This window comes from Arthrobacter sp. cf158 (assembly GCF_900106835.1).
GTDB lineage: Bacteria > Actinomycetota > Actinomycetes > Actinomycetales > Micrococcaceae > Arthrobacter.
Window position 1 is genome coordinate 173,628 of the sequence record NZ_FNNR01000001.1, and the last position, 12,988, is coordinate 186,615.

The window sequence follows — 12,988 nt, forward strand, 5'->3', positions numbered from 1 at the left end:
GCGATTTTGTGGGGTGCGCACAAACTGCCGTGCTGGATTTTGGTGCTGGCTGCGCGGGGCGGCTGATTCAGAAGTTACAGCTGTGAAACATGGACGTGACTGAATTGACGCGTCGCGTTACTAGCGTCGTGGGCGAGGCACCCTCCCCGGACGAAAGCGACCACGAATGAGTGAGAACAAGACGAGTACCGCAACACTGGAGCCGACGACGGCGGCTGGAACCGCCGTCGGGACCGGCTCCGTTTCAGCGGCGCAAGGCAACGCCGATGCAATGAGTGCGGCGAAGGAGAGCCTGGAGGACTACACGCTCCGGTTCGCACCGCGCTCCTACCGCAAGTGGAGCGCCGGCGTGGTGGCCACCAGCGCCCTGGGTGGCATTGCCTACCTGGCCGACTTCTCCATTGGCGCCAACATCGGCATCGCGTACGGAACGGTGAACGCGATCTTTGGCATCATCGTGGCCGCAGTGATCATCTTCGCCACCGGCTTCCCCTTGGCCTATTACGCAGCCCGCTACAACATTGATTTGGACCTGATCACGCGTGGCTCGGGCTTTGGCTACTACGGCTCAGTGGTCACCAACATCATCTTCGCCACGTTCACGTTCATCTTCTTTGCCCTCGAAGGTTCCATCATGGCCCAGGGGCTGCAGCTGGGCCTGGGCATTCCGCAGTGGATCGGCTACGCGGTATCCACCATCATCATCATTCCGCTGGTGATCTATGGAATGAAGACGCTCGCTACTTTGCAGGTGTGGACCACGCCCCTGTGGTTGCTGCTCATGGTGGTTCCCGTGGGATACCTGCTCCTGTCCCACCCCGAAAGCATTGATGCCTTCTTCGCCTTCACGGGTGCATCCGGCGAGGGCGGCCCCAACCTGGCCTCCGTGATGCTGGCCGCCGGCGTCTGCCTGTCCCTCATGGCGCAGATTGCCGAGCAGATCGACTACCTTCGCTTCATGCCGCCCAAGACGGCCGAGAACAAGGGTGCCTGGTGGCGTGCAGTAATCTTCGCCGGCCCCGGCTGGGTCATCTTCGGTGCCATCAAGCAGATCATCGGCCTGTTCATTGCGATCTACCTCATTGCCAAGCTCGACCCCGCAGCTGCTGCATCAGCGAATGAGCCGGTCCACCAGTTTCTGGGTGTTTACGAAGAAATGATGCCCGCGTGGCTTGCGATGACCTTGGCTGTGGTGCTGGTGGTCATTTCGCAGATCAAGATCAACGTCACCAACGCCTACTCCGGCTCGCTGGCCTGGACCAACTCCTTCACCCGCATCACCAAGAGCTACCCGGGCCGCATGGTGTTCGTGGTGGTGAACCTGGTGATCGCGCTGGTCCTCATGGAGTCCAACATGTTCGAGTTCCTGAACACCATTCTGGGCTTCTACGCCAACTGCGCCATGGCCTGGGTTGTGACGGTGGCCTCGGACATCGCCATCAACAAGTACCTGCTGAAGATCTCGCCCAAAGTTCCGGAGTTCCGGCGCGGGATGCTCTACGCCGTGAACCCGGTGGGCTTTGTGTCCATGCTGGTCTCTGCAGGAGTTTCCATCGCGGTATTCTTCGGCGCGTTTGGTTCCGGTGTCCAGCCGTTTTCGCCGATCTTCGCTGTGGGTCTGGCCTTGGTGCTGCCGCCGGTGTTGGCTTTGGCCACCAAGGGCCGTTACTACCTCCGGCGTACCGACGACGGCATCGACCTTCCGATGTTCGACGCCGACGGCAACCCCAGCGACGCCAAGCTCCTCTGCCACGTCACCGGACTTGAGTTCGAACGCCCGGACATGCTCCGTTCAGGTCAGGACGGGCCCGACGGCGAACCCCAGTACATCTCGTCCCTCGCCTTGTCCACGGATAAGTCCGGCGACCTGGTGCTCCCGGCCCAAAAGTAGCCCCCCGACCCAATTGCGTCGCAGAGAGTTCGCGACGGCTTCATCTGACACCTGCTTGGGTTGACGCAAACGCCCCGGCCTCCCATCAGGGGAGCCGGGGCGTTGTGCTGTGTGGTTAATGCTGTGTGGTTAGTGCTGTGGGGCTTACTTGTCGAACGCATCGTTCGCGGCGTCCTTGACGTTCTCGCCCGCCTGCTTGGTCTTGGCAGCCGCCTGATCAGCGACGCCTTCTGCCTGCAGTTTCTCGTTATTGGTGGCGTCTCCCAAGGCTTCCTTCGCCTTGCCGGTGACTTCCTGGGCCTTGTTGCTGATCTTGTCGCCGAGTCCCATGTGATCTCCTTCGATGTAATCCAACACTGACAATTGCTAGGCTATCGAGCAATTCTGGGTACTTCCTGAACGTCGGCCGTGCACTCGTTCCCGGCAAAAGTGAGCACGCTTAGACTGTGCGCATGGTTCAGGACGCTGGGCGCGAAGATGCCGAACAATCCACCGAGCTCGATGAAGACGTCGCCATGTCCTTGGTGAACAAAGTCCTCGCGGGCGCCGAGGAAGCTGACGACGAGAACCCGGATCCACGCACCACATACCCGTCCGGTGAGTCCAAGCAGCAGTCCCGGGACTACCCGGGATGGACGGACGCCATGAATCCCCGCCCGGATCACGGCGAGCAAAGCTACGTGGGGCACAACCGCATGCTGGGCAGGCGGGCCCTGATTACCGGCGGGGACAGCGGGATAGGAAAAGCTGTGGCCATTGCCTTCGCCCGTGAGGGTGCTGACGTCGCCTTCACCTATCTGCCTGAAGAGGAACAGGATGCCGAGAATACGGTCGCGTTGATCCAGGATGCCGGCAGCAGAGCTCTGGCCTTTCCCGGCGACCTGCAAGATGAGGAATTCTGCCAGGAAATCATCGCCCAGACCGTCGCCGAGTTCGGGGGGCTCAACGTTCTGGTCAATAACGCCGGTTTCCACATGACCACCACCAGGGGTATCGAAGACCTCGATCCGGAACAGTTCGACCGGACTTTCAAGACCAACGTTTATGCCCTTTTCTGGCTCACCAAAGCTGCGCTTCCGCACCTGCGGGCCGGTGCTGCGATCATCAACTCGTCGTCCATCCAGGGCTACCACCCCAGCCCGACGCTGATCGACTACGCAGCAAGCAACGCGGCCATCAACAGCATGACATTTTCGCTGGCAGAATCACTGGGCCCGCAAGGAATAAGGGTCAATGCAGTGGCGCCCGGCCCAGTGTGGACGCCGTTGCAGCCACCCACCCAGCCCGCAGAAGAAATCCGGACGTACGGGCAGGACACTCCGTTGGGCCGAGCCGGTCAACCTGCCGAACTCGCTGCCACCTACGTACTGTTGGCCAGTGAAGATTCCAGTTACATCTCCGGCTCGGTCATTGGCGTAACCGGCGGCAAGCATCTGGCCTGACGCGCTGTGGAGTGGGGTCAGGGCTTGAGCACAACCTTGATGCAGCCATCCTGCTTCTTCTGGAACTTCTCATAGAGGGCGGGAGCCTCATCAAGGGATCCGGTATGGGTGACCAGATGCATGACTCCCAGCGGATCGGCGTCGTCCTCTACCAAGGGGAGCAGCTGGTCAGTCCAGCTGCGCACATTGCATTGCCCCATTCGTAGCTGGATTTGCTTGTCGAACATGGTCATGAGGGGCATGGGATCGGCCTGGCCGCCGTACACGCCGCTCAGGGAGATGGTCCCGCCGCGCCGCACCAGAGCCACGGCCGTGTGCAGCGCGGCAAGCCGATCGACGCTCATGGTTTCCATGGCTGCTTGGGCTGGCTTGTCGGGAAGCAGCGATACCGCTTTGTGGAGGAAGGACGCCACCGGGGAACCGTGAGCTTCCATGCCCACTGCATCCACTACGGAGTCCGGACCCCTGCCCAGGGTGTCCTCACGGATCTGCTCGGCCACCTTGGAGCTGTAGTCCATGGTCTCCACTCCGCGCGTTTCAGCCATGGCCCTGCGCTCCGGGACTGGGTCCACTCCGATCACCCGGAATCCCTTGTGGATGCCGATCCTTGCGGCGAACTGGCCCACGGGGCCGAGCCCGAGTACCGCCAAAGTGCCGCCTTCAGGAACGTTGGCGTACTCCACCGCCTGCCAAGCCGTTGGCAGGATATCGGAGAGGAACAGGTACCTTTCGTCCGGGGAATCAGAATCGATTTTGATCGGGCCGTAATCGGCGAACGGAACGCGCAAGTACTGGGCCTGCCCGCCGGGAACGGATCCATAAAGCTCCGAGTAGCCAAACAGTGCCGCCCCGGAGCCCTTGGCCGTGACCTGGGTGGTTTCGCATTGCGACTGCAGGCCCTGGTTGCACATGAAGCAGTGGCCGCAGGAGATGTTGAACGGGATCACCACACGGTCGCCCTTTTTCAGGCGATGGACTTCCGAGCCCACTTCCTCCACGATCCCCATGGGTTCATGGCCGATGATGTCGCCCTTGTGCATATATGGGCCCAGCACCTCGTAGAGGTGAAGGTCTGAACCACAGATTGCGGTAGAGGTAATCCGGACTATCACGTCCGTAGGTTCCTGGATGGTGGGGTCAGGGACGTCATTGACACTGAGCGAGCGGCGGCCTTGCCATGTCACGGCTTTCATGGTGTTCTCCCTGCATTACGGCTGGGGTTTGTCCCGCGCTGCAGGAGACCATCCCAGCGAACCAGAGTCTGTGCCACGGCACAAGGCGGCGCAGCCCACGTAAAAGTCTGCCCGCAAAAACTAGTAAGCAATCTGACCAACGGTGTTAACATGGTGGGCAAGGGAGAGTTTCGGGCAGAGTTGACCGAGGAGCGTCCGCGTTGTCGTTGATGAAAAACCCTCTGTTTCCAGGGGATGCAACCCGTCCCCAGGCCGAGCCCCTTCAGTGCCCTGGATGCAGATCTTCCGATCAGCTGGATCTGGAAGCAATCGAATCCATTGACCCCCATCCCGGAGACCTGCTGGTGTCCGTGTCCTACACCTGCAGGGGATGCGGGGCGTCCTCAACGCGCACTGTCGCATTCCAGGATGTCGCCGCGGCACTGAACCGTAAGGGCAGCGGATCCGGTTTGCTGCAATTTGGCGGACAGTACTTCCACTGCGGCGAACCCATGCAGTATGCACAATCCTCGGCGCGGAGCGTTTATGCCCCCATGTCCACCGAGGAGGTGGACGATGGCCTGCTGGACGTTTACCTGAAGACGCGCGTGATTCAGTGCCGGTGTGGTTTCCGTATGGAGCTGCCGGCATGAGAGACCACCATCGTTTGGGGGTGCCCTGATCGGGGTACGCCCCGAGTGCAAGCCACAGCATGGGCTACGAGCGGCGCCCGGACAAGCCGCTCACCAGGGAGGAAATCCACGTGGATACAGGACAACTGGTATTGATCATCGTGTTGGCGGTTGTTGTCATTGCTGCTGTGATCGTTGCGGTGGTCATAGGACGCCGCAAGAAGGCCGAGGCCAACCACCACCGGGCAGAAGAACTGCGGGAGAAAGCGGCCGAAGAGGCCATCGGCGCCCAACAGGCGAAAGCAGAATCTGCGCAGGCGGAAGCCGATGCGCTGCGGGCCGAAGTGGAAGCCAACCGCCTCCGGCAGGAAGCCGAACGCCACGCCGGGAAAGCCAGCGAAGCCCACGACCGCGTCGAGGAGCATCTCCGTCACGCGGACAAACTTGATCCACACGTTGATACCCGTGCCGGCGACAGGGGCCGTGCCGCGGATGCGAACCCTGCCCGCGACAGGGATCGTGCCGGGGATACGAATCGTGCCGGAGATGCGGGCACTCCGGATGCTGCTGAAGGGGAACGCCTGACGCGGGACCGTTCCGCGCGCAACGGATCGCCGCGTGAGGGTTCATCTCATGATGGTTCGGCGCAAGACGGTGAAAGGAAGCTCTAGCTTCGAGCAGGAAACGGAGGCAGGAAGTGAGCATCGTGGTGAGGCGGACAGGGCAAGTGGTGCGCTCGGCTGAGTCGAAGGCGAACCGCCATGCGGTTGACGTGGTGTTGGGCCACCTGGGCGAGATCGGTCCGGCCGTGGCGGCCCTGCGCCGTGAATCTTCCAGGCTTGCCCAGTGGGGGGAGGAGCTGGCGCTTGTGAGGTTGCGCGGTGGAACTGTCTTTGCTGCGGGGAGTGACGGGTCCTCGCACGAGGCCCAGCGGTTCACCTCGGAGCTCGCCGCCCACGATCCCGGGGACGGCTCCGGCTTCAAAGCCATCTATGTCCCCAAAAGTGCCAGTGGAACTGATGGCACTGCTGGAGGCATCACCGGTCAGATCGCAGAACAAGTACGCGGGGGAGACATTGTGGTGTTGCTGGCAGCGAAGGGTATTACCGACGATCTCAGGAATGCTGCTGCCGCGGCGAAATCCGGTGGTGCCCGTGTGTGGGCACTCACCGGGAAGGAATCCAAGGATCTGGCGCAATCGGTCAATGAAGCCATTTGCGTCAACACTGATCCGGCCCATGCCGAAGAAGCCCATCTCGTTGCCGTCCTGGCGCTGTGCGAGTGCTTCGACGACGCCCTGAAGGAGCGTAAGCCGGAGTAGTCAGCGCACTCACACGCCGTGTGATGTGCACCTCTTCCGGAATAGTTGCAGACGCCATGCAGTTGGGCAGGGTGAACCTGTTTCACTCTGAAAGGAACTGCGCATGCTGTTTTCCCCCTTGGCCCTCGGCGAGCTTGAACTTTCCAACCGACTGGTGATGGCACCTCTGACGCGTCTCCGCGCTGGTGACAAAGGGGTACCGGGTTCCTTGATTGCCGAGCATTACCGCCAACGGGCTTCCCTCGGACTGATCGTCAGCGAGGGAACGTATCCCACGCCGGCGGGACAGTCCTACCCGGGCCAGCCCGGGCTTGTGACCGAGGACCAGATCGCCGGCTGGAAGACGGTCACCGACGCCGTTCACGCCGAGGGCGGCCGCATGTTTGCCCAGGTGATGCACGGGGGCAGGGTCTCGCACTCAGACATCACGGATGGCCACGAGATCGTTGGCCCCAGCGCCGTCGCCATCGACGGTGAGGTCCGCACCCCCAGCGGCAAGCAGGCGTACCCCGTGCCGCGCGAACTCCGAACCGACGAACTGCCGGGAGTCATTCAGGAGATTGTCACCGCGTCCAAGAACGCCATTGAGGCAGGATTCGACGGCGTGGAACTCCACTCCGCCAACGGTTACCTTCTGCACGAATTCCTGGCCCCCAACTCCAACGTCCGCACGGACAGCTACGGTGGCTCCCCGGGGAACCGCGCCCGCTTTGTGATCGAGACCGTCAACGCGGTGGTTGAAGCCCTCGGTGCCAACCGCGTCGGCATCAGGATTTCGCCGGAACACAACGTCCAGGGAATCGCAGAAACCGATGCCGCCGACGTCCGTGCGACCTACGAGGTCCTGGTGGACACCATTGCACCGCTCAACCTGGCGTACCTGAGCATCCTGCACCACGACCCCAAGAGCGCCCTGGTCCAGGGCCTCCGTGAGCGTTTCAATGGAACGTTCCTGGTGAACACGGGCTTCAGCGAGATCACGACGCGCGAGGAAGCCTTCGCCATTGTTGAAGATGGCCTCGCCGACGCTGTGGTGGTTGGCCGCCCGGCCATCGCCAACCCGGACCTCGCCCGTCGCTGGCGCGACAGCCTGCCGCTCAACGAGCCGAACGCTGCCACGTTCTACGCTGACGGCGCCGAGGGCTACACGGATTACCCGTTCTACGCCAACTAGGCGCACAGCACCTCAGTAATTTCACGACGTCGGCACTCACCAGAGTGCCGACGTCGTGGTTTAACGTGTGGCCACCCAACTGGCTGGCAGTAGTGGTTGTTCTGAGCCCTGATAACAACCACTAATGCGAGCTAGTTGGGGAATGTGACAAGGGCGCTTACCCCACCACGCGCCTGCGTTCCTATAGGATTTGTGCCATGCCTGCTCCTTCCCCGTCCGCTGCCCGCGCTGGCTTCCCTGTCAGCCGCCAGGTGCTGGCCGACCACGTCTATGAGGCTCTGCTGGAGTGGCTCATGGACGGCCGGTTGGAGCCTGGAGCCGCAGTGAGCATTGACGGAATGGCACGGGAGTTGGATGTCTCGCCAACTCCGGTGCGGGAAGCGTTGGCGCGGCTTGAGCACACTGGCATGGTGCGGCGCGTCGCGTTGAAAGGCTACCGGGTAGCTCCCGTCTTCACCCGGGAAGACTTCGCCGAGCTGATGGAAGCCCGCCTTTCCATTGAGCCCGTCAACGCCAGGTTGGCTTGTTCGCGCATGACGCCTGACGGCTTGGACGCGCTGAAGCAGGCTGTCGAAGATCTCAAGACGGCGCCCAGGGGCGGTACCTTTGCCGAATATCGCAGCTACCTCGAGGCCGACGAACGTTTCCATCAACTCATTGCCGCGCAGGCCAACAACCAGTTCCTGCTGGCGGCCTACAACACCCTCGGCGGCCAGATCCAGCGTTTCCGGTTGTTCGGGGGAGTGGGTATCACCGACGCGGAGCAGGCGATTGCCGAGCACCAGGCCGTTCTCGACGCCATGGCCGGCGGCGATCCGGAGAAGGCCGCGGACATGATGACCGAGCACGTGGAGAAGGTGCGCGGCCGGGCGATGGCCGACGCCCCCGGAGACTAAGGCCCCCCTCGGACCAGAGCCGCACCTGAACCCAGGACCCACCTAAATCAAGGCCCACTGGCGATGCCGGTGGGTTTTTGTACTTCCAGTGACCCCCTTCACATGCATATGTAAGACATATAGGATCTAGGAAGTTTCGCGAAAAGGGTTGACAGCTTTGCTTGGTTCGTAAATCCTATAGGAAACAGGATTCCACGAAGGAGTGATCATCATGGCGTACACCGCCGAGAATTGGCCCATCACCGCGGCCCTCCTGCAGTTCCCCGGCACCGATGCTGCGGGGCAGCACATCAACGACGCCGATGCTTCCGTTTGGGCGTCTGTTCTGCAGGAAGTGAAGGACGCAGGTTTCGCCAACGCGGATCTCACCGACAGCTGGGTCCGCCCGGGTGACCTCAGCAAGGACCGTCTGACCGAGTTCAAGCAGACCGCTGATGAAGTAGGCATTGGCGTGCCCGTGATCTCGGCCATCCGCCGCAGCGTCATTCACGCCACTGATTGGGCGGACAACCTCGCCTACAGCCACCGCACCCTTGACGCGGCAGCTGAGCTCGGCTGCGAAGTGGTGTCCTTCGGTCTGCACCAGGCCATCACCCCGGAGCAGCAGAAGCAGCTGTGGTTCTGGACCGTTGAAGGTTATAAGGACCCGGTGGGGGACAAGGAATCGTGGGGCAACGCCGTCTCCCGCTTCCGTGAACTCGGCCAACATGCGGCAGATGCCGGCATTCTCGTTTCCCTGGAAATGTATGAGGACACGTACCTCGGCACTGCTGATTCCTCAGTTCAACTGGTGCAGGACATCGGTTTGGACAACGTGGGCCTCAACCCGGACCTGGGGAACCTGATCCGCCTGCACCGGCCCATTGAGGACTGGCGCGAGATGGTGGCGAAGACGCTGCCGTACTCCAACTACTGGCACATGAAGAACTACATCCGCGACGAAGACGTGGCCCGCGACAGCTACATCACCATGCCGGCACCGATGGAAAGCGGACTCATCAATTACCGCGAAGCCTTCAAGCTCGCGCTGTCCGTGGGCTTCCAGGGCATCCTCTGCACTGAGCACTACGGAGGCGACGGCCTGAGCGTCACCGCCAGCAACCAGGACTACCTTCGCCGGCACGTCCTCCCGAAGACGGACGGCTACGTGCTGGGCAAGAGCGAGGTTGCGCAGGGACGGCAGCAGCCCGCAGCTGAATTTGCAGGAGTCTAGGAAATGACCCAGATTTTCGACAATCCGGCAGATTTTGCCGATGACGCGCTGGATGGCTTCGTTGCTGCCAACCGCGGCTACGTTGCCCGCGTGGATGGTGGCGTGGTTCGCTCCACTGAAGTCCCTTCCGGACAAGTGGCCCTGGTGGTTGGCGGTGGTTCGGGACACTACCCGGCCTTTGCCGGGCTGGTGGGTCCAGGCCTGGCCACGGGTTCGGCATGCGGCAACATGTTCGCCTCCCCGGCTGCCGGGCAGGTGTACCGCGTAGCCAAGGCAGCAAACGCCGGTGGCGGTGTCCTGCTCAGTTACGGCAACTACGCCGGTGACGTCCTTCACTTCGGCCAGGCCCAGCTCCGGCTGAACGCTGAGGGCATAGAAACCCGCACCGTCACCGTCACGGATGACATCGCCAGTGCTCCGATCGACCAGCTGGGGAAACGCCGCGGCATTGCGGGGGACCTCACCGTTTTCAAGGTTGCGGGCGCCGCCGCCGAGGCGGGACTGGACCTTGACGACGTCGAGCGTTTGGCCATCAAGACCAACTACCGTACGCGGTCGCTGGGCGTGGCCTTCGACGGTTGCACGCTCCCCGGCGCCAAGGATCCGCTCTTCCACGTGCCGGCGGGTCAGATGTCGCTGGGCCTGGGAATCCACGGCGAACCCGGCATCTCCGAGCACCCCATGCCCACTGCTTCCGAACTGGCGGAGCTCTTGGTCTCCAAGCTTCTGGCCGACAAGCCAGAAGACGCAGGGGACCGTGTGGTCGCAATAATCAATGGCTTGGGCACCGTGAAGTACGACGAACTCTTCCTGCTGTTCGGCAAGGTGGAGAAGCTCCTCACTGCAGCCGGGCTCACCGTGGTTGAACCCGAGTGCGGCGAGCTGGTGACCAGCCTGGACATGTCCGGGCTGTCCCTGACCCTGCTGTGGTTGGACGAGGAACTGGAGCAGTTTTGGGCTGCGCCTGCTGACACTCCGGCGTTCCGCAAGGGCAGTATGTCGCCCCGCGCACCTCGGGCTGAGGCAGCAATCGACGACGCCGAAATCGCCGACGTCGAACAGCCCACCCCGGCCGCCGTTGAACTCGGGCGGCACGCCGTGGCCATCCTCGCCCAGGTCCGGGACGTCGTCGTTGACCACGAAGAGGAGCTCGGCAAGCTGGATGCGATCGCAGGCGACGGCGATCACGGCATCGGCATGCGGCGCGGCGTCGACGCTGCTGCGGCGGCCGGCCTGGCTGCAGCCGGTTCATCGGTGTCCCGTGTCCTTGCGGCAGCGGGAGAGGCCTGGAGCGAGAAGGCCGGTGGCACCTCGGGAGCGCTGTGGGGTTCGGCTGTCATCGCAGCCGGCCAGTCGCTGGGCAACCGCCATACCTACACCTCGAAGGACGCGGCCGCAGCGGTGAAGGCCTTCGTCCGCGCCATCACCGAACTGGGCAAAGCCGATCCCGGGGACAAAACCATGGTGGACGCGCTCCTGCCGTTCCGGGACACCTTCCTGACAGAGCTCGACGCCGGTGCTCCCGTTGACCGGGCGCTGGCAGTTGCCGCTGCGGCAGCTGAGTCCGCTGCCGCGAGGACCGCGGATCTGCGTCCCCTCAAAGGCCGGGCACGTCCCCTCGCGGAAAAGAGCCTCGGCCATCCCGATCCCGGTGCAGTCTCCTTTGGTCTGATCACCGCCAGGATTTCGCAGTTCATCAATTCACAACTGGTCATCGATTCACAACTGGCCTCCGCTATGTCAGCGGCATCGGCCGGAAACGGAGCCCAAGCATGAGTAACACCCCAGGTTGGCGCATCGTCGTCGGCAATGACGAGGCCGGCGTTGAGTACAAGAACGCCTTGAAAGAGTTGCTGGAGGCAGACCCACGCGTGGCATCAGTGACCGACGTCGGCGTTGGCTTGGACGACTCCACCGCGTACCCGCACGTCGCCGTCGATGCTGCCCGCAAGGTGGCCGAAGGCGATGCGGACAGGGCACTCCTGATCTGTGGAACCGGACTCGGAGTGGCCATTGCAGCCAACAAGGTTCCTGGAATCCGCGCGGTCACCGCCCACGACAGCTACTCCGTGGAGCGGTCTGTGCTCAGCAACAACGCGCAGGTCCTCACACTGGGCCAGCGGGTGATTGGCTTGGAACTGGCCAAGAAGCTCGTAGGGGAGTGGCTGGGCCACACCTTCGACCACACCTCATCCTCCGCCGCCAAGGTGGACGCAATCTGCTCGTACGAGCCCGACTATACGAAGGCAGTCTGATCATGACCATTTCTGAAGCAACCGAAAGCACGCAAGCCCGGAAGATCGCCGTCGTCGGCTCCGGCTACATGGGCGGCGGCATCGCGCAAGTGCTGGCGCTTGGCGGAGCGCGTGTTGCGCTGGCGGATGTGTCCGCTGAAGTGGCACAGAAGAACTACGATCGCCTTCTGGTGGAGTCGGATCAGTTCATCGCGGATGGGCTTTTCCCCGAGGGGTCCACCGAGATCCTCAAGCAGAACCTGTGGGCTGCAAAGGACATCGAAGAAGCCGTAGCGGACGCGGACTTCATCGAGGAATGTGTTCCGGAGGTTTTGGAGATCAAGCACCAGAGCCTTGCCCGGATCAGCGCGGCGGCCCGCCCGGATGCCGTGATCGGTTCCAACACGTCCACCATTTCCATCGCGTCCCTCGCTGAAGCTGTCACCCATCCGGAACGCTTCCTGGGTGTGCATTTTTCCAACCCGTCGCCGTTCATTCCCGGCGTCGAGATCATCCCTCACGCTGAAACCTCTGCCGCAACTGTGGCAGCGTCGCGCGAGTTGGTGCACGCGGCCGGCAAGCAGACCGCCGTGGTCAAGGATGTCACCGGCTTCGTGCTGAACCGCCTGCAGTACGCGCTGTTCCACGAGGCAGCGCAGCTGGTGGAGCAGGGCATCGCAACAGCGGACGACGTCGACACCCTGGTGCGTACCACGTTCGGCTTCCGCTTGCCCTTCTTTGGTCCGTTCGCCATCGCGGATATGGCCGGTTTGGACGTGTACAACTTCTGCTACAAGTCGCTGCAAACGGGCTTCCCGGAACGATTCGCGACGCCGAAGATCCTCTCGGACCTGGTGGAAGCAGGCAAGCTCGGCACCAAGACCGGCGCCGGTTTCCTCAACGTCCCCGCCGAGCGCACCCCGGAACTCATCGCCTACCGCAACAAGGCCTACGTCGCCATGCAGAAGCTCATTGAAGAGCTCGGCCCGGCACCCATCAACTAACTCTTCACA

General features: G+C 62.5%; 13 protein-coding genes. 11 read left to right on the forward strand and 2 right to left on the reverse strand.

What is annotated here, in order from left to right; all coding sequences use genetic code 11:
- Positions 1–166: 166 nt before the first annotated feature.
- Positions 167–1,891, forward strand: coding sequence for a purine-cytosine permease family protein (locus tag BLW08_RS00820; RefSeq protein WP_091322817.1), 1,725 nt, complete (start codon positions 167–169; stop codon positions 1,889–1,891).
- A 144-nt stretch (positions 1,892–2,035) separates the two neighbouring features.
- Here BLW08_RS00820 and BLW08_RS00825 read toward each other — a convergent pair whose 3' ends face one another.
- A complete protein-coding gene (locus BLW08_RS00825; protein WP_091322819.1) occupies positions 2,036–2,221 on the reverse strand; it encodes a CsbD family protein in 186 nt (61 codons plus the stop codon).
- Between the two features lie 122 nt (positions 2,222–2,343).
- Here BLW08_RS00825 and BLW08_RS00830 point away from each other — a divergent pair, with 122 nt between their 5' ends.
- A complete protein-coding gene (locus tag BLW08_RS00830) occupies positions 2,344–3,333 on the forward strand; it encodes an SDR family oxidoreductase (protein WP_091322821.1) in 990 nt (329 codons plus the stop codon).
- Between the two features lie 17 nt (positions 3,334–3,350).
- Here the strand turns inward: BLW08_RS00830 and BLW08_RS00835 are convergent, their stop codons facing one another.
- Positions 3,351–4,526, reverse strand: a complete 1,176-nt coding sequence (locus tag BLW08_RS00835) for a zinc-dependent alcohol dehydrogenase (RefSeq protein ID WP_091322823.1) — start codon at positions 4,524–4,526, stop codon at positions 3,351–3,353.
- A gap of 209 nt (positions 4,527–4,735) precedes the next feature.
- Here BLW08_RS00835 and BLW08_RS00840 point away from each other — a divergent pair, with 209 nt between their 5' ends.
- From BLW08_RS00840 to BLW08_RS00880, 9 genes are all read left to right on the forward strand, one after another.
- Positions 4,736–5,158, forward strand: coding sequence for a hypothetical protein (locus BLW08_RS00840; RefSeq protein ID WP_090820272.1), 423 nt, complete (start codon positions 4,736–4,738; stop codon positions 5,156–5,158).
- Between the two features lie 110 nt (positions 5,159–5,268).
- Positions 5,269–5,808, forward strand: a complete 540-nt coding sequence (locus BLW08_RS00845; RefSeq protein WP_091323284.1) for a hypothetical protein — start codon at positions 5,269–5,271, stop codon at positions 5,806–5,808.
- 26 nt (positions 5,809–5,834) lie between these two features.
- Positions 5,835–6,458, forward strand: a complete 624-nt coding sequence (locus BLW08_RS00850) for an SIS domain-containing protein (protein WP_254779607.1) — start codon at positions 5,835–5,837, stop codon at positions 6,456–6,458.
- A gap of 103 nt (positions 6,459–6,561) precedes the next feature.
- Positions 6,562–7,632, forward strand: a complete 1,071-nt coding sequence (locus BLW08_RS00855) for an alkene reductase (protein WP_091322826.1) — start codon at positions 6,562–6,564, stop codon at positions 7,630–7,632.
- 197 nt (positions 7,633–7,829) lie between these two features.
- Entirely contained in the window at positions 7,830–8,528 is a 699-nt protein-coding gene (locus BLW08_RS00860) for a GntR family transcriptional regulator (RefSeq protein WP_091322828.1), read from the forward strand.
- Between the two features lie 211 nt (positions 8,529–8,739).
- Positions 8,740–9,741 (forward strand): sugar phosphate isomerase/epimerase family protein, encoded by a 1,002-nt coding sequence (locus BLW08_RS00865; protein WP_091323287.1) that lies wholly within the window; start codon positions 8,740–8,742, stop codon positions 9,739–9,741.
- 3 nt (positions 9,742–9,744) lie between these two features.
- Positions 9,745–11,517 carry a dihydroxyacetone kinase subunit DhaL gene (gene dhaL / locus BLW08_RS00870; protein ID WP_091322829.1) on the forward strand — a complete coding sequence of 591 codons (1,773 nt, stop codon included), beginning with the start codon at positions 9,745–9,747 and terminating at the stop codon, positions 11,515–11,517.
- Positions 11,514–11,996 carry a ribose-5-phosphate isomerase gene (locus tag BLW08_RS00875; protein ID WP_090820264.1) on the forward strand — a complete coding sequence of 161 codons (483 nt, stop codon included), beginning with the start codon at positions 11,514–11,516 and terminating at the stop codon, positions 11,994–11,996. The genes dhaL and BLW08_RS00875 overlap by 4 nt, the downstream gene beginning before the upstream one ends.
- Before the next feature lie 2 nt (positions 11,997–11,998).
- Positions 11,999–12,979 carry a 3-hydroxyacyl-CoA dehydrogenase family protein gene (locus tag BLW08_RS00880; protein ID WP_090820262.1) on the forward strand — a complete coding sequence of 327 codons (981 nt, stop codon included), beginning with the start codon at positions 11,999–12,001 and terminating at the stop codon, positions 12,977–12,979.
- Positions 12,980–12,988 lie beyond the last annotated feature (9 nt).

Coding starts and splice junctions, on each gene's coding strand:
- BLW08_RS00820 (WP_091322817.1), top strand. CDS start 167: ATGAGTGAGAACAAGACGAGTACCGCAACACTGGAGCCGACGACGGCG.
- BLW08_RS00825 (WP_091322819.1), bottom strand. CDS start 2,221: ATGGGACTCGGCGACAAGATCAGCAACAAGGCCCAGGAAGTCACCGGC.
- BLW08_RS00830 (WP_091322821.1), top strand. CDS start 2,344: ATGGTTCAGGACGCTGGGCGCGAAGATGCCGAACAATCCACCGAGCTC.
- BLW08_RS00835 (WP_091322823.1), bottom strand. CDS start 4,526: ATGAAAGCCGTGACATGGCAAGGCCGCCGCTCGCTCAGTGTCAATGAC.
- BLW08_RS00840 (WP_090820272.1), top strand. CDS start 4,736: ATGAAAAACCCTCTGTTTCCAGGGGATGCAACCCGTCCCCAGGCCGAG.
- BLW08_RS00855 (WP_091322826.1), top strand. CDS start 6,562: ATGCTGTTTTCCCCCTTGGCCCTCGGCGAGCTTGAACTTTCCAACCGA.
- BLW08_RS00860 (WP_091322828.1), top strand. CDS start 7,830: ATGCCTGCTCCTTCCCCGTCCGCTGCCCGCGCTGGCTTCCCTGTCAGC.
- BLW08_RS00865 (WP_091323287.1), top strand. CDS start 8,740: ATGGCGTACACCGCCGAGAATTGGCCCATCACCGCGGCCCTCCTGCAG.
- dhaL (WP_091322829.1), top strand. CDS start 9,745: ATGACCCAGATTTTCGACAATCCGGCAGATTTTGCCGATGACGCGCTG.
- BLW08_RS00875 (WP_090820264.1), top strand. CDS start 11,514: ATGAGTAACACCCCAGGTTGGCGCATCGTCGTCGGCAATGACGAGGCC.
- BLW08_RS00880 (WP_090820262.1), top strand. CDS start 11,999: ATGACCATTTCTGAAGCAACCGAAAGCACGCAAGCCCGGAAGATCGCC.